Origin of the sequence: Taklimakanibacter albus (genome assembly GCF_016595235.1) — a bacterium.
GTDB classification, from domain to species: Bacteria; Pseudomonadota; Alphaproteobacteria; order Rhizobiales; family Aestuariivirgaceae; genus Taklimakanibacter; species Taklimakanibacter albus.
Genome location: NZ_JAENHL010000008.1, coordinates 677797 through 703848, shown reverse-complemented (window position 1 = coordinate 703848; position 26052 = coordinate 677797). Strand labels below are relative to the sequence as shown.

Genomic DNA, 26052 nt, shown 5'->3' with positions numbered 1-26052 from the left:
AACGGACCTCATCATAACGGGCTCACCAGGGAGGTGGCGACATGTTGAAGAAATGGCTTCTGGCCGCGGCATTGGCGACGGGTCTGTCGGGGCCGGCCTTTGCCGAAACCGTGAACATCCTGATGGAAGGCGTCCCCGACACCGAATATGTGAAGACGCTGCTGCCCGAATTTACCAAGGAGACCGGCATCGAGGTCAATCTCGAAGTCGTCAATTACGCCGAGATGCATACCAAGCTGGTGCCGCAGCTGGTAGCGCCGACCGGCAGCTACTCCGCCATTGTCGTCGATTTCTACTGGGTCGGCGAATTCACCAAGGCCGGCTGGCTGCAGCCGCTCGATGAGCGCATCAAGGCCGACAATTTCGATACCTCCGTCTATGTGCCGAAGCTGATGGATCTGGTCGGCAAAGTCGACGGCACCACCTACATGCTGCCCTTCTATAATTATGCGATGGGCCTTCTTTATCGCAAGGATCTCCTGGCGGATGAGAAGAACAAGACCGACTTCAAGGCCAAATATGGCTTCGATCTCGATGTGCCGAAGACCTGGGACGAATATCTGAAGCAGGTCGAGTTCTTCACCAAGGACGGCATCAATGGTGTGGTCAATCAGGGCCTGCGTCCCGATCCGATCGCCATGGAATGGTCGAATTATCTCTTCGCTAATGGCGGCGAGTATCACGACGCCAATTGGAAGGCGACGCTCAACACCGAAGCGGGCGTCAAGGCGATCGAGCAATATGCGACCAACGTCAATAAATACGGCCCCATCGGCTCGGCGAGCTTCTCCTTCGACGAAGCCTTCAACGTGATGGCGCAGGGCAAGGCCTATAGCTACATCACCTACAACTTTTTCCGCGCCGGCATCGACGACGCCTCGAAATCCGCCGTCGTCGGCAAGGTCGAGATCATGCCGGTGCCGGGAACGGAAGCCGGCAAGGGTGGCAGCCTGAACGGCGCCTGGGGCTGGGCCATTCCGAAATCGAGCCCCAATGCCGACGCGGCCTGGAAGTTCCTGAAATGGGTCGAAAGCCCGGCCATCGCCAAGAAGCGCGCGTTGCAGGGCGGCTCGCCGACCCGCACCGACGTCTTCGACGATGCCGACGTCAACGCCAAATATCCCTATGCAAAAGCGCTGAAGGAAATGCTGCTGACCAGCCATAATTTCCCGGTCTTCACCTACACGCCGCAGCTCGTCGAGGTTCTGGGCCGCGAGCTCAGCCTTGCGGTGGCGGGTGAGAAGAAGCCGGCCGAAGCGCTGGTGGCGATCGAGACCGAAATGACCGAGCTCGCCAAGAAGGATGGCAAACTCAAATAACAAGAAGAAACGGAGACCTTGTTGACTTCCCCCTCTGTCACGCCTCCCGCGCGGCGGAGGGGGAGCCTTCCTGAAGCTTTATCCTGGACCAGCCGACTTTCATGACCATCGCCGCGGACGACAGACGACTGAACAATATGCCGCGCACGGAACAGACGGCGGTCGAACGGCGCGACCGCATGTTCGGCTGGCTGATCGCCTCGCCGAGCCTGGGACTGCTGTTCCTGGTCATTCTCTTCCCGGTCTTCTGGGCGCTTTATACCAGCGTCCATGACTACACGCTGATCGCGCCCAATTTCGACACCTTCAACGGCATCGACAACTACACCAAGGCGCTCGGCGATCCGGAATTCCGCCATACGCTGTGGCTGACCGCCTTTTTCGTCGCCGCCGTCGTGCTGCTCGAATTCGCATTGGGCTTCCTGGTCGCCTTGATGCTCAACTCGGTCGAGCGCTTCAAGGCCATCTACTACGCCATTCTGCTCTGCCCGCTGTTGATGAACCCGGTGATCGTCGGCCTCATCTGGCGTATGTTCCTGCATCCCTCGCTCGGCATCGTGAACTATCTTCTGAGCCTCGTCGGCATCGATCCGGTGAACTGGCTCGGCAGCACCAAGGTGGCGCTGTGGACGATCGTCATGGTCGACATCTGGCACCAGGTCTCCTTCATGATCGTGCTGCTGCTTGCCGGCCTCTCGGCCCTGCCGCGCGAGCCCTATGAGGCGGCGCGCGTCGACGGCGCCTCGGCCTTGCGGTCCTTCTGGCATATCACGCTGCCGCTGATGCTGCCGGTCATCGCCGTCACCTTGCTGATCCGACTCATCTTCGCGGTCAAGACTTATGACCTCGTCTATATCATGACGCGCGGCGGGCCTGGCGTCGCGACCGATCTCGTCAGCTACTTCATCTACCGGACGGCCTTTGTCGGCCTCAATATCGGTGAGGCCTCGGCCATGTCGGCGATCCTGCTCGCCGTCATCATGGGGCTCACCGTCTGGCTTCATCGCTATATGCGCTCGCTCACCTGAAGATTTGGATCAATGGCATCGATCTCGCTCAGCAACATCCACAAATTCTACCCCAACGGCTATGCCGCGGTCCGCGACGTCTCGCTCGACATCAAGGATGGCGAGTTCATGATTCTGCTCGGGCCCTCGGGCTGCGGCAAGTCGACGACCTTGCGCATGATCGCCGGCCTCGAGACCATTTCCAAAGGTGATCTCCATATCGGCGGCGCCCGCATGAACGACATCGATCCGGCCGATCGCGATGTCGCCATCGTCTTCCAGAATTACGCGCTTTATCCGCATATGACGGTGATCGACAATCTGTCCTTCGGCCTGCGTCTGCGCGGCGTCGGGCGCTCCATCATCGACCAGCGTGTCGCCAATATCGCCGACATGCTGGGCATCGGCGAACTCCTGTCGCGCAAGCCGGCGCAATTGTCGGGCGGCCAGCGCCAGCGCGTCGCACTGGGCCGGGCTCTGGTGCGCGAGCCCAAGGCTTTCCTGCTCGATGAGCCGCTCTCCAATCTCGACGCCAAATTGCGCAGCGCCATGCGCACCGAGCTCATCAAGCTGCACCGCACGCTCGGCACCACCATCGTCCATGTGACGCATGACCAGGTCGAGGCGATGACCATGGGCGAGCGCATCTGCATCATGAAGGACGGCGTCATCGTTCAGGTGGGCGCGCCGATGGAAGTCTATCGCAATCCGGTCAACACCTTTGTCGCCGGATTCCTGGCGAGCCCGCCGATGAATCTTCTGCGCGGCCGGCTGTCGGCGCAAAGCCTGTCGCTTGACGGCACTGTCCTCGCTTTGCCGCCGGCGCTGGGGCAAGCCTTCGCCGACCACGCGGAACGGGACGTCATCGCCGGCATGCGGCCGGAAGATTTCCATTTGAAAGCGGACGCTGCGGCATCGACCGTGCCGGTCGAGGTCCATGCCGTAACGACGGAAGTGTTAGGGCCTGAAGTGATTCTCGTCGCGACGGTCAGCGGCGAGCAGGGAGCGGAGATTCATATCCGCTGTCCGCGCGACTTCCGGGCGAAACCAGGCGAAATCGTGATCTTCCACTATGATGTGTCGCAGCTTCAACTGTTTGACCCTGAGACAACATACGCCCTCAAGCGACCTGTCCAAATTTGAATCGCATTTTCGCTTTCGTGTCTCGTCACGCCGCGCGCCAGAGATAATAGATCGCCGCCCAGATCAAAAGACCGATGATCAGTGCGATGAGATAAGCACTTAGCATCGAGCCTGGCTTGCCGCGCTCCTTCTCTTCGGCGATCAGTTCTTCCGCTTTTTGTCGCGCATTTTCGCGTCTGCCGTTCATTGACTTGTCATGAGAGGGTGATGCGCGTGTACTCGCATCGCCTCTTTGTTCTGTGTCCTGTTGCATCTGATGTTGTCGTCGCCGTTTAAGATGGACCTGTTTCCACAAGGATTCAAAGGCTTAATAATTGCTCCGTGTTCGGACTAACACTTGGTCAACATTTTACGCCAATTATTTTTTACTGCGAGCTAATTGTTGCCACCTTCTTGGGCAAAAAGAGCAATCGTTGTGCAGCGCGGGAATTTTCTTGCTGCACATGCGTCTTCGCGCTTGCAAAATCAGTCAAGCTCGGCCTTAATCCTCGTGGGCGGCAACCCAAATGAAAGCGAATGGAGGACTCCATGGACTTTCGTGTGAGGCCAAATTCAGCCGCTCGCGGCGAATTGTTTGCACACGCCGAGACGGCGTCTGCGTTCGCAGGCTTCGACACTTCACTGCTGAGCAAGTCGATGGTGATCAATCGATCCGTCGTTAAACGATGGATCGACGTGCTGATCGCCTCACTTGCACTCCTTGTTCTGGTGCCGGTCGGACTCCTGATCGCGCTGGCGATCAAGATCGAATCGCCGGGGCCGGTGTTGTTCCGGCAGTTGCGCTATGGCCGGAACCGCTCGTCCTTCTATATCTGCAAATTCCGCAGCATGACGGTGACGGAGTCGAAGGGAGATTTCACGCAGGCGAGCCGGAATGACGTGAGAGTCACCCGGATCGGCCGCTTCCTGCGCCGCACCAGCCTCGATGAGCTGCCGCAGCTCTATAATGTCCTGCGGGGCGAGATGTCCCTGGTGGGACCGAGGCCACATGCCATCGCGATGGATGATGCGTTCGCCGAGGTCATCAGCAATTTCGGCGATCGCCATCTGGTGCGCCCGGGACTGACGGGCCTCGCCCAGGTCTCAGGCTTTCGCGGCCCGACCGAAGCTCTCGAGCAGATCGAATACAGGGTGCAGCACGACCGTCTCTATATCAGCAAATGGTCGGTGCTCCTCGATATGCAAATCATGGTCCGCACCGTCTTTGCATTGACCGGACCCAACGCCGTCTAGGCGAACACCTTCCGCCGCGACACGCGGACAACTCGAAAAACGAAACTGATCTGTCGACCGTGGTCGACCCGACACGAAAGGATATTGGATGAATATCGCCATGATCGGATCGAGCTATGTGGGGCTCGTATCCGGCGCCTGCCTTGCCGATTTCGGCCACCGGGTCGTCTGTGTCGACAAGGACCAGGCAAAGATCGAGGCGCTACGCCAGGGCCGCATTCCGATCTATGAGCCGGGTCTCGATCAGGTCGTTGCCGACAATGTCAAAGCAGGCCGCCTCTCCTTTACCGGCGACCTGAAGGAAGGCGTCGCCCAGGCGGATGTCATCTTCGTCGCCGTCGGCACGCCGTCCAGGCGCGGCGACGGCCATGCCGATATGAGCTTCGTCGAGGCGGCGGCGCGCGAGCTCGCCGAAGTGGTGAGACCCGAGACGGTCATCGTCATCAAGTCGACGGTGCCGGTCGGCACCTCCGACAAGGTCGAGCACATCCTGCTCACCCATAATCCGACGCTCGAGGTCTCGGTCGCCTCCAATCCGGAGTTCCTGCGCGAGGGTTCGGCCATCGCCGATTTCAAGCGCCCCGACCGCATCATCGTCGGCGTCAATGACGAGCGTGGGCGCGCGGCGCTGAGCGAAGTCTATCGGCCGCTCTATCTCAACCGCTCGCCTGTGCTGTTCACCTCGCGGCGCACCGCCGAGCTCACCAAATATGCCGCCAACGCCTTTCTCGCCATGAAGGTCACCTTCATCAACGAGATCGCTGATCTGTGCGAGAAGGCCGGCGCCGACGTCCAGGACGTGGCGCGCGGCATCGGCCTCGACAATCGTATCGGCGCCAAGTTCCTGCATGCGGGACCGGGCTATGGCGGTTCGTGCTTCCCCAAGGATACAACCGCGCTCATCCGCATCGCGCAGGATTTCGAATCGCCCATGCGCCTCATCGAGGCGACGGTGGCGGTCAATGAAACCAGGCGCCGCGCCATGAGCCGCAAGATCGCCGCGGCGGTAGGCGGTGATCTGCGTGACCGCACCGTGGCGCTGCTCGGCGTGACCTTCAAGCCCAATACCGACGACATCCGAGAGGCGCCGGCGCTGGCGATCGTCCAGGCGCTGCAGGATGCGGGCGCCCAGATCCGGCTTTATGACCCGGCCGGCATGGATGCGGCGCGCACCGCGATCACGGGCGTCACTTTCGGCAACAGCCCCTACGAGATCGCCGAGGGGGCGGATGTGCTGGTGATCGTGACCGAGTGGGAGGAGTTCCGCGCTCTCGACTTCAAGACACTCAAGCAGGTCATGAAATCACCCTGCCTGGTCGATCTGCGCAATGTCTATCGCCGCGAGGATCTGGCGCGCCACGGCTTCCGATATTTCAGCATCGGCCGGCCCGATCACGACATCCCGCTCAGCTTCATCGAAGCCGCGGAATAAGATTTGAGAGAGGGGACCGACATGTCGCTTTCACTTCCGCTGCCGGCCCGCAAGGACAGACCGCCGCATTGCGTGATCATCGTCGAAAATCTGCCCGTGCCCTTCGACCGCCGGGTATGGCAGGAGGCCAATGCGCTGAAAGAGGCGGGATGGGACGTCTCCGTCATCTGCCCGAAGAACGAGCAGCATCCGGCGAGCTACGAGGAGATCAACGGTATCGCGATCCATCGCCATGCTCTGCCGCTCGAGGCGCGCGGCAAGCTCGGTTTCATTTTCGAATATGCCTGCGCGCTGTTCCACGAAACACGGCTTCTGGCCAAGATCGCCCTGACCCGCGGCTTCGATGTGGTGCAGGGCTGCAATCCGCCCGACCTCATCTTCCTGGTCGCCGCACCCTACAAGCTCTTGGGCAAGAAATATGTCTTCGACCATCACGATCTGTGCCCCGAGCTCTATGCCGCGAAATATGAGCGGCATGGTTTCTTCCACCGTCTGCTGCTGCTCGCCGAGAAATATACGTTCCGGACGGCCGACAAAGTGATCTCGGCCAACGATACCTATCGCGACATCGCGATTGCGCGCGGCGGCAAGAATCCCGGTGATGTCACGACCGTCTACAGCGTGCCCGACCGCCAGAAATTGCGCCGCGTCGCGCCCGATGCGGTACTCAAGGCGGACGCCAAGGTCATTCTCGGTTACGTCGGCATCATCGCCGACCAGGATGGCGTCGATCATCTGGTCCGTATGATGCATCACATCGTGCATGAGGAGGGAAGGCAAGGTGTGCGCGCCGTGGTCGTCGGCGACGGGCCGGCGCTCGCGTCGGTGCAGGCGCTCGCAAGCACCCTCGGCGTGGCGGAGCATGTGGTCTTCACCGGCTATCTGCGGGGCGAAAAGCTGCTCGCGGCGCTGAGCAGCTTCGATATCGGCATCATCCCCGACCCGGTGAATGAGTACAATGACAAGATCAGCATGAACAAGGTGTTCGAATATTCGGCCCTTGGCATTCCCTCCGTCTCTTACGATCTGAGCGAGACGCACGGCCTTTTGGGCGATGCGGGAAGTTATGCCCCGAATGCGACGCCGCATGGCCTCGCCGAAGCCGCCTTGCCGCTGATCGATGATGAGACGCATCGCCGCTCCATGGGGGCCCGGGCCGGCAAGCTCGCCGAAGAGAAATTCAACTGGTCGAGCGAAGCGGAGAAGTATGTCGCTGCCTATGCTGGCCTCGTGAAGCAGAGGGCCTATGCATGACGCGATTTAGGCGGCTTGCCGCACTGTCCGCAATTTTCTTGAGTATCTGCGCCGTGGCGACGCAAGCCAAGGAAGACAGATGCGCCGGCGCATTGCCCGAGCGCACCTTGTCTCTGTCGGAAGCGAAAATCACGCAGTTCGGCACCTTGCAGAAGCTGCCGGCCTTGCCGCTCGAGGCCGGCGAATATGTGCTGACCTTCGACGACGGCCCGAGCTTCAAGACCACGCCGAAAATTCTCGCCGAGCTCCATGACGCCTGTGTGCATGCGACATTCTTCATGGTCGGCAAGCAGGCTTTGCAGCAGCCGCTCATTGCGCGCCTGGTCAAGGCGATGGGGCACTCGATCGGCACGCACACTTATTCGCATATCAAGCTGAAGGATCTGCCGCTCGGCCAGGCGACGGAAGAAGTCAAGAGGGGCATCAAGGCCGTCCAATGGGCGGTGTACGGCAATCGTATGACGTCCATACCGCTTTTCCGCTTCCCCGAAAATGCCGGCACGCCCGATCTCCTCGAAGTCGCCGCCCGCCTCGATCTGATCGTGGCGAGCTACGACATCAGTCCGGAGGATTGGCGCAATCATCCGCCGGCTGAAACTCTGAAGCGTTTGCGGCAGCGGCTCAATGCCAATGACCGCGGCGTCATCGTCATGCACGACATCCAGACCAACACCGTGCCGCTCGTGCCGATGGTGATCGAGGAGCTCAAGTCGCGCAACGCCAAGATCGTTCATCTGGTGGAGTGATCATTGACCGAAAACCCTTCAAAGGTGCCGCATGCCGTGGTGATGGACGAGCTCAAGCAGAAGCTCGATCTCGTCCGTGACGTCGTTCCGCTGAGCCGTCCGGTCGTTTTTCTCGACTATCCGATGCATGGCAATGTCGGCGATCTCCTGATCCATGCCGGCACCGACCGCTTCTTCGCGGCGAATGGCTATGAGGTGATCGGGCGCTTCAGCATCCACGAATTCTGCCTCACCCATCGCCCGGATCGGCCGATCGCTTATTTCAAGCCGTCGGTCAGCCGTCTCGATGCCCTGGTGAAGCGCGGCGTCACCATCGTCTTTCAGGGCGGCGGTAATCTGGGCGATCTCTATCGCGACCATCAGATGTTCCGCGAGCTGGTGATCGAGCGTTATCCCGAAACGCCGATCGTCATCCTGCCGCAGTCCATCCATTTTCAGGCGCCGGAGAGCCGCCAGGCGACGGCCAAGGTGTTCGGCGCCCATCGCCAGCTTTATGTCTTTGCCCGCGATCGTGACTCCTTGAGCTTCCTGCGCGAGGAATGCGGCAACCCGGCTTCCCTCATGCCCGACATGGCGCATGCCTTGTGGGGCAGCCTGCCGCGTAACGACGGCAGCAAGACGACCACGCTGAACTTCCGCCGCCGCGACAAGGAGGCGAAGCTCAGCCCCGACGAACCGGCGGCGACCTTCGATTGGGACGACGTCACCTCGGCCGCCGACCGCTTCACCATCCGGCTGTTGCGCAAAATGCAGTCGCTCGATTTGCCGACCCGTTATGTGGTGCCGAACCATGTGGTGTGGGACGGCTTCCGCGACCGGCTACTTAGCCGGTCCGTCGATCGCGTCGGCCAATATGGCAAGCTCGTCACCGACCGGCTGCATGGGATGATCCTGGGCGCTCTCCTCGATATGCCCGTCATCAGCGAGGACAACAGCTACGGCAAGGTGGGCCGCTATTACGCGGAGTGGTTCGCCGCTTCCGACCGCATCGAGCATCGTGTGCAGCGTAGGACGCCACCGGCACCGTCCGTATCGAGGTCGCCGGCATCAGCGGGCGCGAGAGAAAATCCTCGCGCCGAGAACACAGGAGCTTTGAGGGAATATGGGGTCTGAAATCCTGTTCATCACGACGACGGACGCCGCCGGCGGCCGGACCGCCGATCTCGACCGTCTGTTGACATCCATCACCAAGGCGATGGCCGGGCGCGACTGGCGCATGCTGTTGCTGATCCAGCGTTCAGCGGCGGGCGCCGATCTGCCGATGGACCTGCCGGAGAATGTCCAGGTCGAGACCATGCCCAACCGCGTTTCGCTGTCGCATGCGCGCAATCTCATGCTGCGCAAGGCGCGCGAGCAGGGGCTTCTCGCGCGCGTGCCGCTCATCGCTTTTCCCGATGATGACTGCTGGTACCCGGATGGTTCGCTCAACCGCATTCTCAATCTTTTCCGCATCGACCAGGCGCTGGATTTCTGGTTCTGCACCTACGCCTCCGCACCCGCCTCGCCGCGCCGCGCTTTGTCGATGGACATGAAACCGCCTTCCGCTTTCATGGTCGCCGCCAAGGCGTCTTCCAACACCATATTCCTGCGAAGCCGCATCGCCGAGGCCATTGGCGGCTTCGACGAGGAGTTGGGGGTCGGCACCCGCAATAATGGCGGCGAGGACACCGATTATGCGCTGCGCGCCTTCCTGTCGGCGCGCAAATGCCGCTTCGTCGATCAGCCTTTGATCGGCCATCGCGACCACGATCCGACGCTGCGGTCGCATTATTTCCGCGGCAGCCTCATCGCCATCGCCCGCCATGCCGCCGAGCGTCCGGCGCGTGTGCCGCTTCTGGCGCGCAAGCTCCTGGTCGGCGGCGCGCTGGTCGCCACCCGGCGGATGTCATCGCAGGATTTCGTGAGCGCGCTCAAGGTCGCCTTCTCGGCCAAGACCGGCTGGCGCCGCTCGAAAGGGGAGGCCGCCTGATGCGCAGCCTCAATCAGCTGCTCTGGCTGCAGCGCGCCTTGGTGAAGCTCAGATGGGCCTATTTCACCAAATTCTGGGGCATGGACATCGATCCGAGCACGGTCATGTCGCTGAGCGTCCGGCTCGACAAGACCTATCCGAAAGGCGTGCATATCGGGCCCGACAGCTATCTCGCTTTCGACGTCGCCGTGCTGGCGCATGATATGTCGCGCGGCCTCTATCTCGACACCTATATCGGCGCGCGCTGCTTCATCGGCGCGCGCAGCATCATTCTGCCCGGCATTCGTATCGGTGACGGCTCGATCGTCGGTTCCGGAAGCGTCGTCACCCGCGACGTGCCGCCGGCTACGATCGTCGCCGGCAATCCGACGCGTATCATCCGTCAGGGCATCGAAACCGGCCGGTTCGGCCGCTTGCGCAGCGCCGACCGGCCGCCGGAGCCGGTCGTCACGCCCGAAAGAGAGCTCGATCTCGCGGCGCGCGGGGCGGAGGGCCTGTCATGAAATTCACCGCCGCTCTGTTGCTGATGGTTCTGATGATGGCGCCGGCCGCGGCGCAACAGGGCGAAGCCCTGAAGATCGTGACCTTCGGCACCAGCTTGACGGCCAGGGGTGGCTGGCAGGAGCCGTTGCGCCGCGCTTTGAGCGCTTGCCGCGACGCAGAGGTGACGATCGTCAATCTGGCGAAGAGCGGCATGGCGTCCGACTGGGGCGTGACCCAGATCGATAAGGTGCTGGCCGAGAAGCCCGATGTCGTTCTCGTCGAATTCGCCGTCAATGACTCAGCACTCGACCGTTTCCTGTCGCTCGCCGCGAGCGGTACCAATATCGAGGAGATCGTCACGCGCCTGAAAGCGGGCGACGGCAAGCCCGCGATCTATGTCATGGCGATGTCGCCGGTTTCGGGCTTGCGCGGACTGATCCGTCCCTATCTCGCTCAATATGAGGATCTGCATGCCGAGATCGCGCAGAAGTTGGGTGTTAGTTTCATCGATCACCGGCCGGCCTGGGCCAAGCTTTCCGCCGACGAGATCGCCACCGCGATCGCCGACGGCATCCATCCCGATCCCGCTACGGCCGGCCGCGTGATGCTGCCGGGGCTGATGAAGGCCCTGGCCGGCGCCGATTGCCAGGCCGCCAGAACGGAGTGATTATTTGATGAGCATCTCGGCCGTCATTCCCGTGAAGAATCGTCCTTCCCTGATCGTCCAGGCGATCGGCAGCTGCCTTGCCCAGAGCCGGGCGCCGGACGAGATCATCGTCGTCGATGACGGGTCGGATGATGCGACGCCCGATATCGTGAAGGATCTCGCGGCGAAGGAGAGCCGTATCAAGCTCATCCGTCGCGAGAACAGCGGTGGCGCCGCCTTGGCCCGCAATCTCGGCGCCGCGCAGGCTGAGGGCAGGTGGCTCGCTTTTCTCGATTCCGATGACCGCTGGCATTCCGACAAGCTCGAAAGCCAGCTCGCTCTGGCGCGCCAGTTCCCGGATGCGCCGGCGATCTTCTGCGGCATCCGTTATGACTATGCGACCCGCAAGGCGCGCATCGGCATTCCGAAGTCCGTCGTCTCCCATGCCGATCTCACGGTCTCCAATGTGCTGGCCTCGACCTCGGCGGCCTTCGTGCGCAAGGATAGGTTCGAAGAGGTCCTGGGCTTCGATGCGGCACTGCCCAATTGCGAGGACTGGGATCTGTGGCTGAAGCTCGCCAAGCTCGGGCCCTTGCCCGTCGTCCAGGCGCCGCTCGTCGAATATTCCTTCGAGGCGACCAACAAATTGTCGCGCGACGTGACCAAACTGCTGCGCGGGCATGAGCTGGTCTTCGCCCGCATCGCGGCCGAATGCGGTTCGGGCCGCCTGTCAGCTCTGCACGACCTCAAGCGCGCCGAGCTCCATATAAGAGTGACCGGCGAGGTGATGAAGGCGCTGCGCTTCATCAAATCGGCGGTACGTCAGTCGCCCTCGGGCGAGGTGCTGCGGCGCTCCGTTCATCTCATGGGCCTGATGACCGTTCATGGGGCGCGCTTGTGAGGAGACCGGTCGCCCAGACATGGTGGTCCAATTTCGGCATGCTTGACCTGCTGCTGATCGCCTATGTCTTCCTGACCCAGCTCAGTATCCGCCGCCTGACCGGCAGCGAGAAGCTCGCCACCGATCCGGCCAAGCTCGATCTGTCGAACATCACCAAGATCGCTTTGTGGGTCTTCGGCCTGCTGTTCGCCGCCTGGCTGCTGCGCCGGCATTCCGGCTGGCTGCTGCAGGCGCCCATGCGCTACGTGCTGATCTTCTTCGCCTGGATGTTCGTCACCGCGCTTTATTCGCCGGAGCCCTTCAAGTCTCTGGTGATGGCCGCGAGCCTGCTATCGGTCTTCTTCGTCTTCCTTGCTTTTGCCGAAGCGCGTGGGCTGCCGGTCCTGTTCGACCGGCTGATCCAGATTCAGACGGTGTTTCTGGCACTGTCGATCCTGCTCTTCTTCGCGGTTCCCTCGGTATCGCGCATGCTGGCCTGGGACGGCTCGGTCGGCAGCCGCATGACCGGCCTCGGCGGCCATCCCAATCAGACCGGCGTGCTGGCGAGCTTCATTCTCGTCGCGATCTATGCCCGCTGCGACAGCGGCAGTCTCTCGCGCCTGTTCAAGGCCCTCGCCATCGGGGTGGCGCTCGTTGCCCTGGTCCTGACCCAGAGCCGCACTTCCTTGATCGCCGCCGCCTTCGGCTGCGCCACGTTCTTCCTGCTCAGGAATCGCTGGAATGCGGTGCTCATCCCCATTCTTCTGTGCCTGGGCGCCGCCGCGGCCATCGTCATCAGCCTCGACAGCCAGATCCTCGCGATGTTCGCCCGCTCCGGCGATGCCGATGAGCTGCTCACCGGAACGGGCCGCAGCTTCATCTGGGAATTGTCCTGGGGCCTCATCCAGCGCCAGCCGATCTTCGGCTATGGCTTCAATTCGACCTACAGCATCTTCATGGCGGAAGCCTATCTGCTGGCGGGCGATGTCGGCATCTACATCTTCCCGCATTCGCATAATCTGGTGCTGCAGCTTCTGCTTTATGGCGGGGTGATCGCGCTGGTGCTCTTCATTCTGCTGATCGCCTCGATCGGGCGCTGTGCGCTTGCCGCGCGTGACCCGCGTATCGCCGCCTTGCTCGCCTGTTATCTGTCCTTCTCGATGACTGAATCCGCTGGCTTCTTTCAATACGCCGATAATATGATCGCGATATTGGCGCTGGCGGTCGTGGCTGCCCAATTCGCGCCCACCTACTATCGGCAGTCCGCCCGCTTCACCCATCCGGTGGAGGCCTTGCCATGAGGCTTTCGCTCAAATCCGGCTCGATCCTGGCGATCGCCAATCTTGCCGAAATGACGTTTCCGTTCATCCGCAATATCGTGCTGGCCCGGCTGCTGGCACCGCATGAATTCGGCGTGGCGATCTCGCTCGCCATGATCAGCGCGCTGGTCGAGATCGGCTTCGATTTCGGCGTGCCGGTGTCGGCGGTGCGCTACACCAAGACCGACGACCCCAAGCGCGCTCTGGCGACGCTCCACGCCCTGCAGCTGTCGCGCGCCGCTCTGGTCGGCACGCTGATCATGGCCATGGCGCCGCTTCTCGCCATTATCTTCTCGTCGCCCGAGGCGACCTATGCCTATGTCGCGGTCGGCGCCTGCGCCATCATCCGCGGTTTCGGCAATCTCGGCGTCAAGCAGGCGATGCGCGACTATCAATATTGGCGCAACGCCGTCACCATCATCATGACGCAGCTCGCCTGGACGGTGGCCGTCATCATCGCGGCACTGATCTCACCCGATTACACCGTGATGGCCTGGGGCCTTGCCGCGAGCGTCATCGCCTCAGGCATCACCTCGCATCTTCTGTCGCGTTTTCCCTGGCGGCTCGGCTGGGACAAGGCGATCGCCGATGAAGCGACGACCTTCGGCAAGCCGCTGGTGCCGACCGGTATCGTCACTGCCGGCATGACGCTCGGCGACCGGGTGTTCATCGGCTGGGCGCTCGGCACCCAGGCGCTCGCCTTCTACAGCGTGATCTTCGGCACCGCCACCTTGCCGCGCGGCGCCATCCTGCGCTTCCTCACCAATCTCTTCGTGCCGGCTTTCGTCAACCGGCCGGAAGATCATCCCTCGGTGAAGAAGAACTGCGCCCGCTGGACTCTGGTTCTGTCGGCCGTCGCCTTCTTCTATGCCATGGGATTCATTTTCGCAGGCACACCCTTGCTGCCTTTGCTGTTCGGCAAGGCCTATGCCGCTTCGCCTTATCTGATGTCGCTGATCGGGCTCAATCTCTTTGTCAAATTCCTCTACCAGCTGCCGAGCCCGGTGGCCCTGGCCCAAGGCCGCAGCAAGCTGATGCTCATATGCACCGTCTTCTCGATCCTGGCGCTGGGCGTCGGCGCCGCGGCGACGCTGTTCAGGCCGTCGATCGAGGTCTTCGTCCTGGCGCTCACCCTTGCCGAGGTGCTGGCAGTGCTGCGCATCGGCATGATCTCGGTCAGGACGCTCAGCTTTTCGGCAGGGCAGGTGACCATGGCGCTCTTAGGCCCCATGGCGGCGATCGGTATCGCTCTGGCGATCAGCCTGGCCTTTCCCGCCATTCCGCTCATTGATTGGCTGGTCCTGGGGGCGATCCTCACGCTGGGCGGTCTCATCTTCTATGCCGTGATGGCGCATCTCTTCGTCATGCCGCTGAAGTCGGCGCTTCTGCGTCAGGCTCTAGCCGACATCATGAACCGCCGTCCCGTCACCGTGAACGAGGAGTCCTGATCATGCGTGTCGCTTATCTCGTCCTCGCTCATCGCGCACCTGACGATCTGCTGGCACTTCTCGCCAAGCTCAAATCTTATGGCGAGACCTATCTCCATGTCGACCGTGACGCGAAAGGCTTCGAGGGTCACTGGGACCAGCTCGCGCGGTATGCGACCCTCCCGGCGCGGCGCCATTCGGTGAGCTGGGGTGGATTTTCAGTTGTCGAGGCGACCCTCGAGCTGATCGAGACGGCGCTGGCCAAGGGCAATGCCGACTATCTGATGCTGGTGAGCGGCGCCTGTTTGCCTGTCGGTGATCTCGCCGAGCTTGCCGAGAGGTTGGCACAGGAGGGTTGCGAATATGTCGACATGATGCCGGAAGAAGAGGCCTTCGCCCATAGACGTGAGGCGCGGCTGGCGCATTACCGCTTCTACAGCAAGACCTTGCCGCGCGCCTGTCTCGGCGCCGTCAACCGCCTGTCGCGGCACTTGTGGACGCGGCCGGATTTCGCGGCGGAGTTCGGAACCCCGCATTTCGGCTCGATGTGGTGGTGCCTGTCGCGACCGTGCCTCGACTGGGCCATGCGCTTCCGCCGGATGAATCCGCGTTTTGACCGCCGCTTCCGCTTCAGCGAGACGCCGGATGAATCCTATTTCCAGACCCTCGTGGCGCTTTCGCCCTTTGCCGGCCGGGTGAGAGACTCTCTCACTTATGTCGATTGGGAGAGGGGTGGCAGCCACCCCAAGATCCTGTCGCGCGAGGACCTGCCGCGCATCGCCGCTTCGGGACAGTATTTCGCCCGCAAATTCGACTGGGACCATGACCGCGATCTGGTTCTCTCGCTCTTGGATGCAAGCCGATGAATCGTCGCCACCTCCTCGCCGCCCTGTCGGGCGCCGCCGTGACCGCCTCGCCCTTGCACGCCGAGGCCCAGACGGTCGAGCGCAGCTTGAAGGGCCTCGCTTCCGCCAAAGGCCTTGTCTATGGCGCCGCCGTCGCGACCTGGCAGACCGACCGGGACGCGACGCTGCGCCGGACCTTTTCGCGTCAATGCGCCGCCGTCGTACCGGAATGGGAGATGAAATGGGGCGCCATCGAAGGCACGCGCGGCCAGCGCACCTACACCGGCGCCGATCGCGTGGTTTCCTTCGCCTCGTCCTTCAGCCTCCAGACCCGGGGCCATGCCGCCATCTGGCACCGCAATCTGCCGCGCTGGGTCGAGGCGGCGCTCAAAGCGGAAGGCGAGAAGATCATCATCGATCATATCCGCGATCTGATGGCCCATTACAAAGGCAAGATCGTCAGCTGGGATATCGTCAACGAGGCGATCGAGCCGAAGGACGGACAGCCGGACTCCTTACGCAACTCGGTATTTCTGAAATATCTGGGCCCCGATTATATCGCGCGCGCCTTCACCATCGCTGCCGAAGCCGATCCCGGCATTCAGGCCTATTACAATGAATATGGGCTCTATCATAATGATGCGCCTGATGTGGCGCGGCGCTCGGCCGTGCTCACTTTGCTGGAGAATCTCAAACGCCAGGGCGCGCCGGTGCATGGCCTCGGCATTCAGGGCCATCTGACGGTCGGCCGGCCGTTCGATCCGGGGACTTTCGCCACCTTCCTGCGCCAGGTCGCAGGGCTCGGCTACAAGATCCTGATCACCGAGCTCGATATCGACGACCGCCGGCTCACCCAGACGGTCAGCGAGCGCGACCGGCTCGTGGCCGAGATGGCAACGCAGTTTCTGACCATCGCGCTCAGTGAGCGTGCCGTCGAGGGTGTGCTCACCTGGGGCCTGTCGGATCGCTATTCCTGGCTCAATTCGAGCACATTTCAGAGCCGCACCGACGGCACGATGAACCGCTGCCTGCCCTATGACGACAAATTCGAACGCAAGCCTTTCTGGTTCGCCTTGGCCGACGCGTTCGCCCGGGCACCGAGGCGATAGGAGGAAGTCATGATGCGCGAAACCTTCCCCACCCCGGCTCCCTTGCCGCATCGTGGGGCGTCGCCGGCGCCGCCGATCGATCTTTACAAGCTCGTCGCCATCGTGCGCCGGCAATGGCGTATCGCGGCGCTGAGCGTCGCGGTCTTCCTGCTGCTCGGCATCGTCTATCTTCTCCTCGCCGCACCGAAATATTCGGCTTCCACCGACATCCTGATCGATCAGGACAACAGCCGTATCCTTTATCAGGGCTCGGCGCTCGAGCGCACCGTCGAGGACGAGGCGCGTATATTGAGCCAGGTCGAGGTTCTGACATCCGACAAGGTGGGCCTGGCCGTCGTCGACAAGCTCAAGCTCGACCAGGACCCGAATTTCATGAGCGCGCCGGCGGGACCGCTGCAGATGGTGCGCTCCACCATCCGCGCCGTGACGTCGATTTTTTCTTCTTCGCCGTCCGACACCGCGTCGGAAGACGAATTGCGCCGCCGCGCCGCTTTGCAGAATATCCAGCGCAACCTGATCGTCGAGCGGCTCAATCGCAGCTATGTGCTGAATATCCGCTTCACCTGGTCGGACCCGGTATTGGCGGCGCGGGTCGCCAAGGGCGTCGCCGAGGCCTATCTGGCCGATCAGCTGAACGCCAAATACGAAGCGACCCGGCTCGCCGGCGGCTGGGCCCAGCAGCGCATGAAGGACTTGCAGCAGGAGGCGCTCAAATCCGATCTCGCGGTGCAGAAATTCCGCACCGAGAACGGCCTGATCGCGGCGAGCGGCAAACTCGTCAGCGAGCAGCAATTGTCGGAGCTCAACAGCCAGCTCATCGTCGCGCGCACCGAGACGGCGGCGGCGCAAGCCAAATATCAGCGGCTGCAGTCGGTCATCGACAGCGGCCAGCCGGACGCCATCGTTGCCGGCACGCTCGACAGCGCCATCGTCAACGATCTGCGCTCGAAATATCTCGAGGCCTCGCGCCTCGCCTCGGAGATCGCCGAAAAGGCGGGGCCTGAGCATATCCAGGTCAAGCGGCTGCGCAATTCGATGGAAGAATACCGCAAGCTGATCTTCGACGAGCTTGGCCGCATCGCCAAGAGCTACAGCAGTGAATATCAGGTGGCGAAGTCGCGCGAGGACGCCTTGCGCAACATCGTGACCGACGCCACCGGCATCAGCGCCGATGCGAATGAGACGCTGGTCCAGCTGCGCGAGCTCGAGCGCGAGTCCGAGAGCTACAAGGATCTCTATCAGAAGTTCCTGCAGCGCTATCAGGAATCGCTGCAGCAGGAGAGCTTCCCGGTCACCGAGGCGCGCATCATTTCCGAAGCGGCGGTGCCGCAGGAAACGAGCGGGCCGAAGAAGTCGCTGGTGCTCGCTCTGTGCACGATGCTGGGCCTCGCCTTCGGCACCGGCCTCGGCGCGCTGCAGGAATATCGCGACCGCTTCTTCCGCACCGGCGAGCAGGTGGCGGAGGAGACGGACCTGCCGTTCCTGGGCATGGTGCCGTTGATCGAGGACGGGAGGTCGGTGACCTCCTATGCCGTCGATCATCCCTTGTCGCTGTTCGCCGAGACCCTGCGCAGCGCCAAGATCTCGGCCGATCTGTCGCTCGGGCGCGAGAAACCGAAAGTCATCGGCATCATCTCGGTCCTGCCGGGCGAGGGCAAGTCGACGGTGGCGATCAACTTCGCCCGCCTTCTCGCCAGCCAGAAGGCGCGGACCTTGCTCATCGACGCCGATCTGCGCAACCCGTCGCTGACACGTATGGTGGCGTCCCACGCCAAGGCCGGCCTCGCCGAATTCGTCATCGACAAGGTTCCGCTCCAGGATCTGCTGCTGTTCGAGGAGCGTACCCGGCTCGCCATGCTGCCGGCGGTCTTGCGGCGCGACGTGCCTCTGACCTCTGAGCTTTTGGCCTCGCGCGAGATGCAGGGCCTGCTCGAGGAGGCGAGAGGAGCTTTCGATTACATCATCCTCGATCTGCCGCCGCTCGCCCCGGTCGTCGATGTGCGCGCGATCACGCCACATGTCGACGGCTTCGCCTGCGTGGTCGAGTGGGGCAAGACGCCCCGCGCCGTGGTGCAGGCGAAGCTCGAGGTCGACCCGCCGCTCGCCAAGAAGTGTCTCGGCATCATGTTGAACAAGGTCGATCTCGACAAGATGAAGCTCTATGGCAGCGAGGGCGCGACCTATGGGGACCCCCGTTATTCGGCCTATTTCCGCGAGGCGGCGTCTTCCCAGGTGCCGGGCGAAGGGCTCAAGGCGGCGAGGCTGCCGGCGCCGGCGTGATCACCTCCAATTTCCCTTCTCCCGTTGCGCAGCAATGGGAGAAGGTGCCCGACAGGGCGGATGAGGGCTCTTCTGAAAGAGTGAGAGGCTTCAAGAAAGAGCCCTCTCCCGGCCTTCGGCCACCCTTTCCCATGCTTCGCACGGGAGAGGGGAAATTACAGGAGAAGGCCTTCGAGTTCGGACATCCATACGCGCCGGCGTGATCGGGTTGACGAGGGGCGGGACGACCCGGCAAAGAGGTTCCTTCTGATCGCGGAAGGCCTCTTCAGATGCGCAAGCTCTTCATCATCGGCGTCGGCGCCGGTGATCCCGACTACATCACCGTCCAGGCCGTCAAGGCGCTGAACGCGGTCGATGTCTTCTTCGTCATCGACAAGGGCGAGGAGAAGGACGACCTCGTGGCGCTGCGCAAGGAAATATGCCGCCGCCATATCCAGAATCCGACCTATCGGATCGTCGAGGCGCGCGATCCCGAGCGCGACCGCACCGCCGCCGCCTATACGTCGGCGGTCGAGGACTGGTATGATAAGCGCGCCTTGATCTTCGAGCGCATGATCGCCGAGGAACTCGGCGAAGAGGGCTGCGGCGGCTTTCTCGTCTGGGGCGATCCGACGCTTTATGACAGCACCATCCGCATCGTCGAGCGGATCAAGGCGCGGGGAAAGGTCGCCTTCGACTATGAAGTCATACCGGGGATCAGCAGCGTCCAGGCGCTCGTCGCCAAGCACCGCTTGCCGATCAACCGTGTCGGGGAATCGATCCATGTCACGACCGGACGCAAGCTGGCGGAAGGCCTGCCGCCCGGTATCGCCAATGTGGTGGTCATGCTCGACAGCCAGAATGCCTATCGGGGCGTCGATCCGGCGGCCGAGATCTATTGGGGCGCCTATATCGGCACGCCGAACGAGATCCTGATTTCGGGAAAGGTCGCCGACGTGGCCGAGACGATCACCGCGACCCGCGCCGAGGCGCGTGAAAGGCATGGCTGGATCATGGATACCTATCTTCTGCGTTTCCCGCAAAAGTAGAGAATTCCGCTATCTAAAATAGAAGAATTCAGGACGGACAGAAAACTTGACTCCACAGGTCGGATATTTACTATCCGGCTCAGCCAGGCCCAAACCCAGCGCGCGAAAAAACCCATTTTCCCAAGGGCCTGCATGTATTTAGCGCGCATCCGTACCCTATGTTCGAGCCTTGTATTGGCCGCTGCCGCGGTGGCTCTGCCGACTCACGCCTTCGCCAAAGACGATCTCAGCCTCGAGCTCAACAAGCTCGAGCCGGCGGGCGCCCAATGCCAGGCCTATTTCCTCATCGCCGAGAAGGCCGGCAAGCCGCTCCAGTCGCTGAAAACCGATCTCATTATTTTCGGCAAGGATGGCGGCATCGCCAAGCGGCTCATCGCCGAGATGGGGCCGGTGCGTTCCAACAAGACCAGCGTGAAGATCTTCGCCATCGACGTCGCCTGTCCGGACGTTGCCGGCGTGCTGCTGAACGACGTGTCGAGCTGTGCGCCGGACGCGACGCCCGAGGCCTGTCTCGATCGGCTCGCCCTCTCGTCGCGCCTGGATATCCGTTTCTATAAGTGAGTGCTTGAAATGCAAGGTGGAGAAATATCTCCGGTCGAACTCTTTCTGCAGGCGGGTCCCGTCGTCAAAGCGGTGATCGTCATGCTGGTCTTGTCGTCGCTGTGGTGCTGGATCATCATCTTCGAGGCGTTGTGGACGCTGATGCGGCTGCGCCGCGCCATCAAGAGCGAAGGCGCCGCCAAGGGCCGCATGGGCCAGGTGATCGGCCGGATCTTCGCCACCGGACGTGAGGAGGCCTTTGAGGCGCAAGCCTCGCCCGCCGAATCCGACCGCCGTACCGCCATCACCGCGGCGATGAAACGCCGTGCCCAGGAGCTGATCGAGTCCAGCCAGCGCGGCCTGCCCAATCTGGCGGTCATCGCGTCGGTGGCGCCGTTCGTCGGTCTCTTCGGCACGGTCTGGGGCATCATGACGAGCTTCGCCGGCATCGCCGCCGCCAAGGATACGAGCCTCGCGGTCGTGGCGCCTGGCATCGCCGAAGCGTTGGCGGCGACCGCCATCGGTCTTGCCGCCGCCATTCCGGCCGCTTTCGCCTATAACCGCCTCGCCGCCGCCTTCGGCATCACCGGGCGCGCGCTCAACCGGCTGATCGAGGATTACGGCACCAGGCTCGCCCGCGAGAACACCGCCGTCGCCCCAATGCGAAAGAAGATCGCATGAGTTTCAACCTTTCCGCCGATCACGACAGCGACGATCTGGCCCCGATGGCCGAGATCAATGTGACGCCGATGGTCGACGTCATGCTGGTGCTGTTGATCATCTTCATGGTGGCGGCACCGATGTTGAGCTCAGGCATGAAGGTGGAGCTGCCGCAGGCCAAATCGGCCCAGCCGAGCGACCAGCAAAGTCCGATCGTGCTGACCATCGGCGCCGACAAGAAGGTGACGCTCGGACCCGACGAGATTCCGCGGTCCGAACTCGTCGCGCGCATCAAGGCGATGATGGGTGCCGAAAGCCGTGTCGTTCATGTGAGGGGTGACCGCACCGCATCCTATGGCGATATCGTCGCCGTGCTGGATGATTTGGCGCTCAACGGCATCACGAGACTTTCGCTGATCGCCAATAAGGGCACGGCGGAGGCCGCACAGCCATGAACATCGGCGGCCTCTCCAATAGCTCGCGCATCGTGTGCCTCATCCTCGCCGTCGGTGTTCATGCCGCCGCGGCGAGTGCGTTCATGCTGGCTCCCAATGCGCCGCCCCCCGCGCCGCCTGCCGCCGTCGAGCTCGAGCTGTTGCCCGAAATCACCGCCGAGGCGGCGGATGAGGTGTCGCCTGCGGTCATGGCGGAATCTATGGAAGCCCAGCAGGCGACCGAAGCCCAGCCCGGCGAGGTCAAGGACATCACGGGGAAGGAGGTTGGCGTTCTGGCGGCCCTCAGCTCTCCGCAACTCGATGTTGAGCCAACCGAAGCCAAGGAAATCGAAGAAGCTAAGGTCGAGCCGGAAGCGGAAGATATCATCGAAGCCGAGCCGGTGGACGAGCCGACGCTTGCAAAGCCGGTCGAACCCCTCGATGTCGAGAAGCCGATCATCGAAACGCAGGACGCGCCTGTCATTCCCGCCAAGCCGAAGCCGGCAAAGAAGAAGGTGCAAGCGCAGAAGAAGGTCAAGACCGAACAGCAGCGCGCCATGGTCGCGTCGACATCGACGAACAGGAATGTCGGCCGCACGGGCGCTTCGCAAGCCGAATCCTCAGGTGGCAAGCGTGCGAGCGCCGCCTACAGGTCAATCGTCAACGCCCGGCTTGCCGCTCGACGTACGGCTCTTCAGTCGGCGGCGGGAAGTGCGAGAGGCCGCGTCACCATTAATTTCACCATCAACTCGAGCGGCAGCGTCGTATCGACGTCTGTGTCGGTCTCATCAGGCAATGCGCGCCTTGATTCCGCCGCCCGCTCTATCGTCGCTTCCACCTCTTTCCCGCCGCCGCCGGGTGGTTCCTATCGCAATGGTGTTCCGTTTCTAGTGAAGTAGCGGCGGCTACCAGCAGCAATAGCCGCCATCGGCGAGCACGATCGAGCCGGTCATCAGGCTCGCAGCGTCGGAGGCGAGGAAATGCACGACGGAGGCGATCTCGTCGGGCTGGCCGACGCGCCCCATCGGCGTCATTTCGAGCCAGGTTTCGTACATCTCCGGATCCTCTTTGATGCCGAAGGACGTGAGCGGTGTTTCGATATAGGTGGGCGCCACCGCATTGACGCGCACACCGCCCTTCGCCCATTCGGCGGCGAGCGAGCGGGTCAAATGATGCACCGCCGCTTTCGACGCATTGTAGAAGGCTTGCGGCTGCGGCTTATTGACGATGAAGCCCGACATCGAGCCGATATTGACGATCGCGCCCGACTTCTGCTTCAGCATCTGCCGGCCGAAGGCGCGGCAGCACCAGAACAGGCCGTCGAGATTGACATCCATGTGGAAGCGCCAGTGCTCGTCGCTGGTATCCTCGGCCTTGACGTCACTTTTGGCGACGCCGGCATTGTTGACGAGAATATCGACCCGGCCATGCTGCTTGATGACATCGGCGGCGACGCGGTCGACATCCTTCGACTTGGTGACGTCGAGCGTGGCGCCAAACACCTTGAGACCGAGCTTCTTGAGCTCAGCCACGCTCGCCTCGACGCGGTCGGCCATCATGTCGGCGACGATCACGGTCGCGCCCGCCTCGCCGAGCGCCCGGGCGCAGGCGGCGCCAATGCCTTGGCCGGCGCCCGTCACCACCGCCACTTTCCCGTCGAGCTTCAGTTTTTCGAGATACACGTTCCTGATCCTTTCAACTCATCCATTGACCGCCATCCACATTGAAGGTCTGCGCCACGACATAGTCGCTCTCGGCCGAAGCGAGAAAGATGGCGCAGCCGACATGGTCCTCGGGCTTGCCCATGCGTCCGAAAGGCACGCCTTCGCCGACGAGCCGTTTCTTCTCGCCGGGCGGCCGGCCTTCATATTTGGCGAACAGGGCGTCGACTTCGTCCCACATCGGCGTGTCGACCACGCCGGGGGCGATGCCGTTGACATTGATCCGGTGCTTGATGAGGCCGAGCCCCGACGATTGGGTGAGGCTGATGACGGCCGCCTTCGAGGCGCAATAGACGGCGACCAGCGCCTCGCCGCGCCGGCCGGCCTGTGACGCCATATTGATGATCTTGCCGCCCTTGCCGCGCTTGATCATGGATTTCGCCGCCGCCTGCAAGGTGAACAGCAGACCTTTCACATTGACGGTGAAGATGCGGTCATAGCTCTTCTCGGTGATCTCCTCGATCGGCGCCATGTCGAAGATCGCGGCATTGTTGACGAGGATATCGACGCCGCCGGCCTTCGTCTCGACTTCGCCGATCATCCGGTTGATCGAGTCCATCCGCGTGACATCGAGATGCGCGGCGAAAGCGCCGCCCCCCGTTTCGCGGGCCGTGGCGCGCGCCACATCCTCATCGATGTCGGCGATACAGACACGGGCGCCTTCACGGGCGAAACCCTCGGCGATGGCGCGTCCGATGCCGCGCGCCCCGCCGGTGACGATCGCCGTTTTATGCTCAAGCCGCATTCTTGATCGTTCTCCCGTTCTGGTCGAAACGATGGATACGGTTCTTCTCCGGCGTGAGCCAGATCTTGGCACCGGGACCTTGGTCGTATTCACCGGCGGCGCGCACCGTCAGGCGGCCGCCGGCCTTCGTGTCGATGTGAAGAAACGTGTCGGCGCCCAGATGCTCGGCGAGCGCGATCGTGCCTTCCCAGGCGCCGGACTGGCTGGAGAGCGCGATATGTTCGGGGCGCACGCCGATCGTCTGCGCCTTGTACTGGCCGGCGACTTCACCGGAGATGAAGTTCATCTTGGGCGACCCGATGAACCCGGCTACGAACAGTGAATCCGGATTGTTGTAGAGATCGAGAGGTGAGCCGACCTGTTCGACATTGCCCTTGTTGAGCACCACGATGCGATCCGCCATGGTCATGGCCTCGACCTGGTCATGGGTGACATAGATCATGGTGGCGCCGAGTGTCTGGTGGAGCTGCATGATCTCGAGGCGCATCTGCACGCGCAATGCGGCATCGAGATTGGACAAAGGCTCGTCGAACAGGAAGGCCTTGGGCTGGCGCACGATGGCACGGCCGATGGCGACGCGCTGGCGCTGGCCGCCGGAGAGCTGGCGCGGCTTGCGGTCGAGATAGTCGGTGAGATTGAGGGTCTGCGCTGCCTTGGTGACCTTGGCCTCGATCTCGGGTTTCGGCATGCCGGCCATTTTGAGGCCGAAGGCGATGTTGTTGCGCACACTCATATGCGGATAGAGGGCATAGGACTGGAACACCATCGAGAGGCCACGTTTGGCCGGCGCCAGCTGCGCGGCGTCCGCACCGTCGATGATGATCTCGCCCGCCGTCACATCCTCGAGCCCGGCGATGAGGCGCAGCAAGGTCGACTTGCCGCAGCCGGACGGGCCGACAAAGACGATGAACTCGCCATTCTCGATGGCGAGACTGGCGCCGGGGATGATGACGACGTCGCCGAAGCGCTTTTGCACGTCTTTCAGAACGATGGTGCCCATTATTTGACAGCTCCGAAGGTGAGGCCGCGGACGAGTTGCTTCTGGGCGAACCAGCCCAGGACGAGAATAGGGGCGATGGCCATGGTCGAGGCGGCTGAGAGCTTGGCCCAGAACAGGCCCTCGGGGCTCGAATAGGAGGCGATGAAGGCGGTGAGCGGGGCGGCCGCCGATGTGGTGAGATTGAGCGTCCAGAACGCCTCGTTCCAGGCCAGGATGATGTTGAGGAGGAGCGTCGAGGCAATGCCCGGCACCGCCATGGGGGCCAGGACATAGACGAGTTCCTTCCACAAGGAGGCACCGTCCATGCGCGCCGCTTCGAGAATCTCGCCGGGGATCTCCTTGAAGTAAGTATAGAGCATCCACACGATGATCGGCAGGTTGAGCAGGAACAGCACCGCGATGAGACCCCCGCGCGAGTCGAGCAGGCCCATGTCGCGGAAGATCAGATAGACCGGGATGAGGGCGCCGACCGGCGGCATCATCTTGGTGGAGAGCATCCACATCAGGAGGTCCTTGGTGCGCTTGCCCGGCGCGAAGGCCATGGCCCAGGCGGCCGGGATGGCGAAGAGCAGTGCCACCAGGGTCGAGCCGATCGACAGGATCAGCGAGTTCGAGACGAAGCGCAGATAGTTGGAGCGCTCCTGCACGATGCCGTAATTCTCCGTCGTCCACTCGAAGAACAGGAATTTGGGCGGCGTCGAGAAGGCTTCGAGCTCGGTCTTGAAGCTGGTGATGATGGTCCACAGTATCGGGAAGAAGATGAGGAAACCGATCGCCCAAGCGGCGATAGTGGCGACGGTGCGGCGGCGAAGCGATACGGCACGGGCCATCT

General features: G+C 62.4%; 27 protein-coding genes. 22 read left to right on the top strand and 5 right to left on the bottom strand.

The genetic code is table 11. The features are described 5' to 3' along the window. The first annotated feature begins 41 nt into the window (after positions 1–41). From JHL16_RS26215 to JHL16_RS26205, 3 genes are all read left to right on the top strand, one after another. Positions 42–1319, top strand: a complete 1278-nt coding sequence (locus JHL16_RS26215; protein ID WP_200187845.1) for an ABC transporter substrate-binding protein — start codon at positions 42–44, stop codon at positions 1317–1319. Positions 1320–1420: 101 nt separating this feature from the next. After that, positions 1421–2347 carry a carbohydrate ABC transporter permease gene (locus JHL16_RS26210; protein ID WP_200187844.1) on the top strand — a complete coding sequence of 309 codons (927 nt, stop codon included), beginning with the start codon at positions 1421–1423 and terminating at the stop codon, positions 2345–2347. A gap of 12 nt (positions 2348–2359) precedes the next feature. Then, positions 2360–3469: an ABC transporter ATP-binding protein gene (locus JHL16_RS26205; protein ID WP_200187843.1), complete on the top strand. Its 1110-nt coding sequence runs from the start codon at positions 2360–2362 to the stop codon at positions 3467–3469. A gap of 25 nt (positions 3470–3494) precedes the next feature. On the opposite strand, the gene JHL16_RS26200 is transcribed toward JHL16_RS26205, so the two are convergent. Further along, positions 3495–3722, bottom strand: a complete 228-nt coding sequence (locus JHL16_RS26200) for a hypothetical protein (RefSeq protein WP_200187842.1) — start codon at positions 3720–3722, stop codon at positions 3495–3497. A gap of 383 nt (positions 3723–4105) precedes the next feature. Here JHL16_RS26200 and JHL16_RS26195 point away from each other — a divergent pair, with 383 nt between their 5' ends. From JHL16_RS26195 to JHL16_RS26105, 19 genes are all read left to right on the top strand, one after another. Next, complete coding sequence (locus JHL16_RS26195; protein ID WP_210346093.1) at positions 4106–4702, top strand: sugar transferase; 597 nt, start codon at positions 4106–4108, stop codon at positions 4700–4702. An 88-nt stretch (positions 4703–4790) separates the two neighbouring features. After that, positions 4791–6134: a UDP-glucose dehydrogenase family protein gene (locus tag JHL16_RS26190; protein ID WP_200187841.1), complete on the top strand. Its 1344-nt coding sequence runs from the start codon at positions 4791–4793 to the stop codon at positions 6132–6134. 21 nt (positions 6135–6155) lie between these two features. After that, positions 6156–7388 carry a glycosyltransferase family 4 protein gene (locus JHL16_RS26185; RefSeq protein WP_200187840.1) on the top strand — a complete coding sequence of 411 codons (1233 nt, stop codon included), beginning with the start codon at positions 6156–6158 and terminating at the stop codon, positions 7386–7388. A gap of 53 nt (positions 7389–7441) precedes the next feature. Next, on the top strand, positions 7442–8134 hold the full coding sequence (locus JHL16_RS26180) for a polysaccharide deacetylase family protein (RefSeq protein ID WP_200187839.1): 693 nt from the start codon (positions 7442–7444) through the stop codon (positions 8132–8134). A 3-nt stretch (positions 8135–8137) separates the two neighbouring features. Further along, on the top strand, positions 8138–9247 hold the full coding sequence (locus tag JHL16_RS26175; RefSeq protein ID WP_200187838.1) for a polysaccharide pyruvyl transferase family protein: 1110 nt from the start codon (positions 8138–8140) through the stop codon (positions 9245–9247). Beyond that, positions 9237–10103 (top strand): glycosyltransferase family 2 protein, encoded by an 867-nt coding sequence (locus JHL16_RS26170; RefSeq protein ID WP_200187837.1) that lies wholly within the window; start codon positions 9237–9239, stop codon positions 10101–10103. The genes JHL16_RS26175 and JHL16_RS26170 overlap by 11 nt, the downstream gene beginning before the upstream one ends. Beyond that, positions 10103–10606: an acyltransferase gene (locus tag JHL16_RS26165; RefSeq protein ID WP_200187836.1), complete on the top strand. Its 504-nt coding sequence runs from the start codon at positions 10103–10105 to the stop codon at positions 10604–10606. Before JHL16_RS26170 ends, JHL16_RS26165 begins: the two co-directional genes overlap by 1 nt. Further along, positions 10603–11253, top strand: a complete 651-nt coding sequence (locus JHL16_RS26160; protein WP_246771174.1) for an SGNH/GDSL hydrolase family protein — start codon at positions 10603–10605, stop codon at positions 11251–11253. The genes JHL16_RS26165 and JHL16_RS26160 overlap by 4 nt, the downstream gene beginning before the upstream one ends. A 7-nt stretch (positions 11254–11260) precedes the next feature. Continuing rightward, positions 11261–12133, top strand: a complete 873-nt coding sequence (locus JHL16_RS26155; RefSeq protein ID WP_200187835.1) for a glycosyltransferase family 2 protein — start codon at positions 11261–11263, stop codon at positions 12131–12133. Next, entirely contained in the window at positions 12130–13413 is a 1284-nt protein-coding gene (locus JHL16_RS35460; RefSeq protein ID WP_200187834.1) for an O-antigen ligase family protein, read from the top strand. The genes JHL16_RS26155 and JHL16_RS35460 overlap by 4 nt, the downstream gene beginning before the upstream one ends. Then, positions 13410–14879 (top strand): oligosaccharide flippase family protein, encoded by a 1470-nt coding sequence (locus JHL16_RS26145; RefSeq protein WP_200187833.1) that lies wholly within the window; start codon positions 13410–13412, stop codon positions 14877–14879. Before JHL16_RS35460 ends, JHL16_RS26145 begins: the two co-directional genes overlap by 4 nt. Before the next feature lie 2 nt (positions 14880–14881). After that, on the top strand, positions 14882–15724 hold the full coding sequence (locus tag JHL16_RS26140; RefSeq protein ID WP_200187832.1) for a beta-1,6-N-acetylglucosaminyltransferase: 843 nt from the start codon (positions 14882–14884) through the stop codon (positions 15722–15724). Beyond that, the gene (locus JHL16_RS26135) at positions 15721–16812 is read left to right on the top strand and encodes an endo-1,4-beta-xylanase (protein ID WP_200187831.1); all 1092 of its coding nucleotides are present in this window, start codon (positions 15721–15723) and stop codon (positions 16810–16812) included. Before JHL16_RS26140 ends, JHL16_RS26135 begins: the two co-directional genes overlap by 4 nt. Before the next feature lie 9 nt (positions 16813–16821). After that, a complete protein-coding gene (locus JHL16_RS26130; RefSeq protein ID WP_200187830.1) occupies positions 16822–19092 on the top strand; it encodes a polysaccharide biosynthesis tyrosine autokinase in 2271 nt (756 codons plus the stop codon). Positions 19093–19361: 269 nt separating this feature from the next. Next, positions 19362–20120, top strand: coding sequence for a precorrin-6A synthase (deacetylating) (cobF, locus tag JHL16_RS26125; RefSeq protein ID WP_200187829.1), 759 nt, complete (start codon positions 19362–19364; stop codon positions 20118–20120). A gap of 174 nt (positions 20121–20294) precedes the next feature. Next, the gene (locus JHL16_RS26120) at positions 20295–20681 is read left to right on the top strand and encodes a hypothetical protein (protein WP_200187828.1); all 387 of its coding nucleotides are present in this window, start codon (positions 20295–20297) and stop codon (positions 20679–20681) included. Between the two features lie 9 nt (positions 20682–20690). Continuing rightward, positions 20691–21341 carry a MotA/TolQ/ExbB proton channel family protein gene (locus JHL16_RS26115; RefSeq protein WP_200187827.1) on the top strand — a complete coding sequence of 217 codons (651 nt, stop codon included), beginning with the start codon at positions 20691–20693 and terminating at the stop codon, positions 21339–21341. Continuing rightward, on the top strand, positions 21338–21775 hold the full coding sequence (locus JHL16_RS26110) for an ExbD/TolR family protein (RefSeq protein WP_246771173.1): 438 nt from the start codon (positions 21338–21340) through the stop codon (positions 21773–21775). Before JHL16_RS26115 ends, JHL16_RS26110 begins: the two co-directional genes overlap by 4 nt. Further along, positions 21772–22653: a TonB family protein gene (locus JHL16_RS26105; protein ID WP_200187826.1), complete on the top strand. Its 882-nt coding sequence runs from the start codon at positions 21772–21774 to the stop codon at positions 22651–22653. Before JHL16_RS26110 ends, JHL16_RS26105 begins: the two co-directional genes overlap by 4 nt. A 6-nt stretch (positions 22654–22659) precedes the next feature. On the opposite strand, the gene JHL16_RS26100 is transcribed toward JHL16_RS26105, so the two are convergent. Genes JHL16_RS26100 through JHL16_RS26085 form a run of 4 tightly spaced genes read right to left on the bottom strand, consistent with a single transcriptional unit; the run spans position 22660 to position 26050 of the window. Next, a complete protein-coding gene (locus tag JHL16_RS26100) occupies positions 22660–23436 on the bottom strand; it encodes a glucose 1-dehydrogenase (protein WP_200187825.1) in 777 nt (258 codons plus the stop codon). Positions 23437–23449: 13 nt separating this feature from the next. Beyond that, entirely contained in the window at positions 23450–24220 is a 771-nt protein-coding gene (locus JHL16_RS26095) for an L-iditol 2-dehydrogenase (protein WP_200187824.1), read from the bottom strand. Then, positions 24210–25220 (bottom strand): ABC transporter ATP-binding protein, encoded by a 1011-nt coding sequence (locus JHL16_RS26090; RefSeq protein ID WP_200187823.1) that lies wholly within the window; start codon positions 25218–25220, stop codon positions 24210–24212. The genes JHL16_RS26095 and JHL16_RS26090 overlap by 11 nt, the downstream gene beginning before the upstream one ends. After that, the gene (locus JHL16_RS26085) at positions 25220–26050 is read right to left on the bottom strand and encodes a carbohydrate ABC transporter permease (protein ID WP_200187822.1); all 831 of its coding nucleotides are present in this window, start codon (positions 26048–26050) and stop codon (positions 25220–25222) included. Before JHL16_RS26085 ends, JHL16_RS26090 begins: the two co-directional genes overlap by 1 nt. Positions 26051–26052 lie beyond the last annotated feature (2 nt).

Bases quoted from the DNA above. Each gene is read 5' to 3' on its own strand.
- JHL16_RS26215 (WP_200187845.1), top strand. From the start codon at position 42: ATGTTGAAGAAATGGCTTCTGGCCGCGGCATTGGCGACGGGTCTGTCG.
- JHL16_RS26210 (WP_200187844.1), top strand. From the start codon at position 1,421: ATGACCATCGCCGCGGACGACAGACGACTGAACAATATGCCGCGCACG.
- JHL16_RS26205 (WP_200187843.1), top strand. From the start codon at position 2,360: ATGGCATCGATCTCGCTCAGCAACATCCACAAATTCTACCCCAACGGC.
- JHL16_RS26200 (WP_200187842.1), bottom strand. From the start codon at position 3,722: ATGCAACAGGACACAGAACAAAGAGGCGATGCGAGTACACGCGCATCA.
- JHL16_RS26195 (WP_210346093.1), top strand. From the start codon at position 4,106: ATGGTGATCAATCGATCCGTCGTTAAACGATGGATCGACGTGCTGATC.
- JHL16_RS26190 (WP_200187841.1), top strand. From the start codon at position 4,791: ATGAATATCGCCATGATCGGATCGAGCTATGTGGGGCTCGTATCCGGC.
- JHL16_RS26185 (WP_200187840.1), top strand. From the start codon at position 6,156: ATGTCGCTTTCACTTCCGCTGCCGGCCCGCAAGGACAGACCGCCGCAT.
- JHL16_RS26170 (WP_200187837.1), top strand. From the start codon at position 9,237: ATGGGGTCTGAAATCCTGTTCATCACGACGACGGACGCCGCCGGCGGC.
- JHL16_RS26165 (WP_200187836.1), top strand. From the start codon at position 10,103: ATGCGCAGCCTCAATCAGCTGCTCTGGCTGCAGCGCGCCTTGGTGAAG.
- JHL16_RS26160 (WP_246771174.1), top strand. From the start codon at position 10,603: ATGAAATTCACCGCCGCTCTGTTGCTGATGGTTCTGATGATGGCGCCG.
- JHL16_RS26155 (WP_200187835.1), top strand. From the start codon at position 11,261: ATGAGCATCTCGGCCGTCATTCCCGTGAAGAATCGTCCTTCCCTGATC.
- JHL16_RS26145 (WP_200187833.1), top strand. From the start codon at position 13,410: ATGAGGCTTTCGCTCAAATCCGGCTCGATCCTGGCGATCGCCAATCTT.
- JHL16_RS26140 (WP_200187832.1), top strand. From the start codon at position 14,882: ATGCGTGTCGCTTATCTCGTCCTCGCTCATCGCGCACCTGACGATCTG.
- JHL16_RS26135 (WP_200187831.1), top strand. From the start codon at position 15,721: ATGAATCGTCGCCACCTCCTCGCCGCCCTGTCGGGCGCCGCCGTGACC.
- JHL16_RS26130 (WP_200187830.1), top strand. From the start codon at position 16,822: ATGATGCGCGAAACCTTCCCCACCCCGGCTCCCTTGCCGCATCGTGGG.
- cobF (WP_200187829.1), top strand. From the start codon at position 19,362: ATGCGCAAGCTCTTCATCATCGGCGTCGGCGCCGGTGATCCCGACTAC.
- JHL16_RS26115 (WP_200187827.1), top strand. From the start codon at position 20,691: ATGCAAGGTGGAGAAATATCTCCGGTCGAACTCTTTCTGCAGGCGGGT.
- JHL16_RS26110 (WP_246771173.1), top strand. From the start codon at position 21,338: ATGAGTTTCAACCTTTCCGCCGATCACGACAGCGACGATCTGGCCCCG.
- JHL16_RS26105 (WP_200187826.1), top strand. From the start codon at position 21,772: ATGAACATCGGCGGCCTCTCCAATAGCTCGCGCATCGTGTGCCTCATC.
- JHL16_RS26095 (WP_200187824.1), bottom strand. From the start codon at position 24,220: ATGCGGCTTGAGCATAAAACGGCGATCGTCACCGGCGGGGCGCGCGGC.
- JHL16_RS26090 (WP_200187823.1), bottom strand. From the start codon at position 25,220: ATGGGCACCATCGTTCTGAAAGACGTGCAAAAGCGCTTCGGCGACGTC.
- JHL16_RS26085 (WP_200187822.1), bottom strand. From the start codon at position 26,050: ATGGCCCGTGCCGTATCGCTTCGCCGCCGCACCGTCGCCACTATCGCC.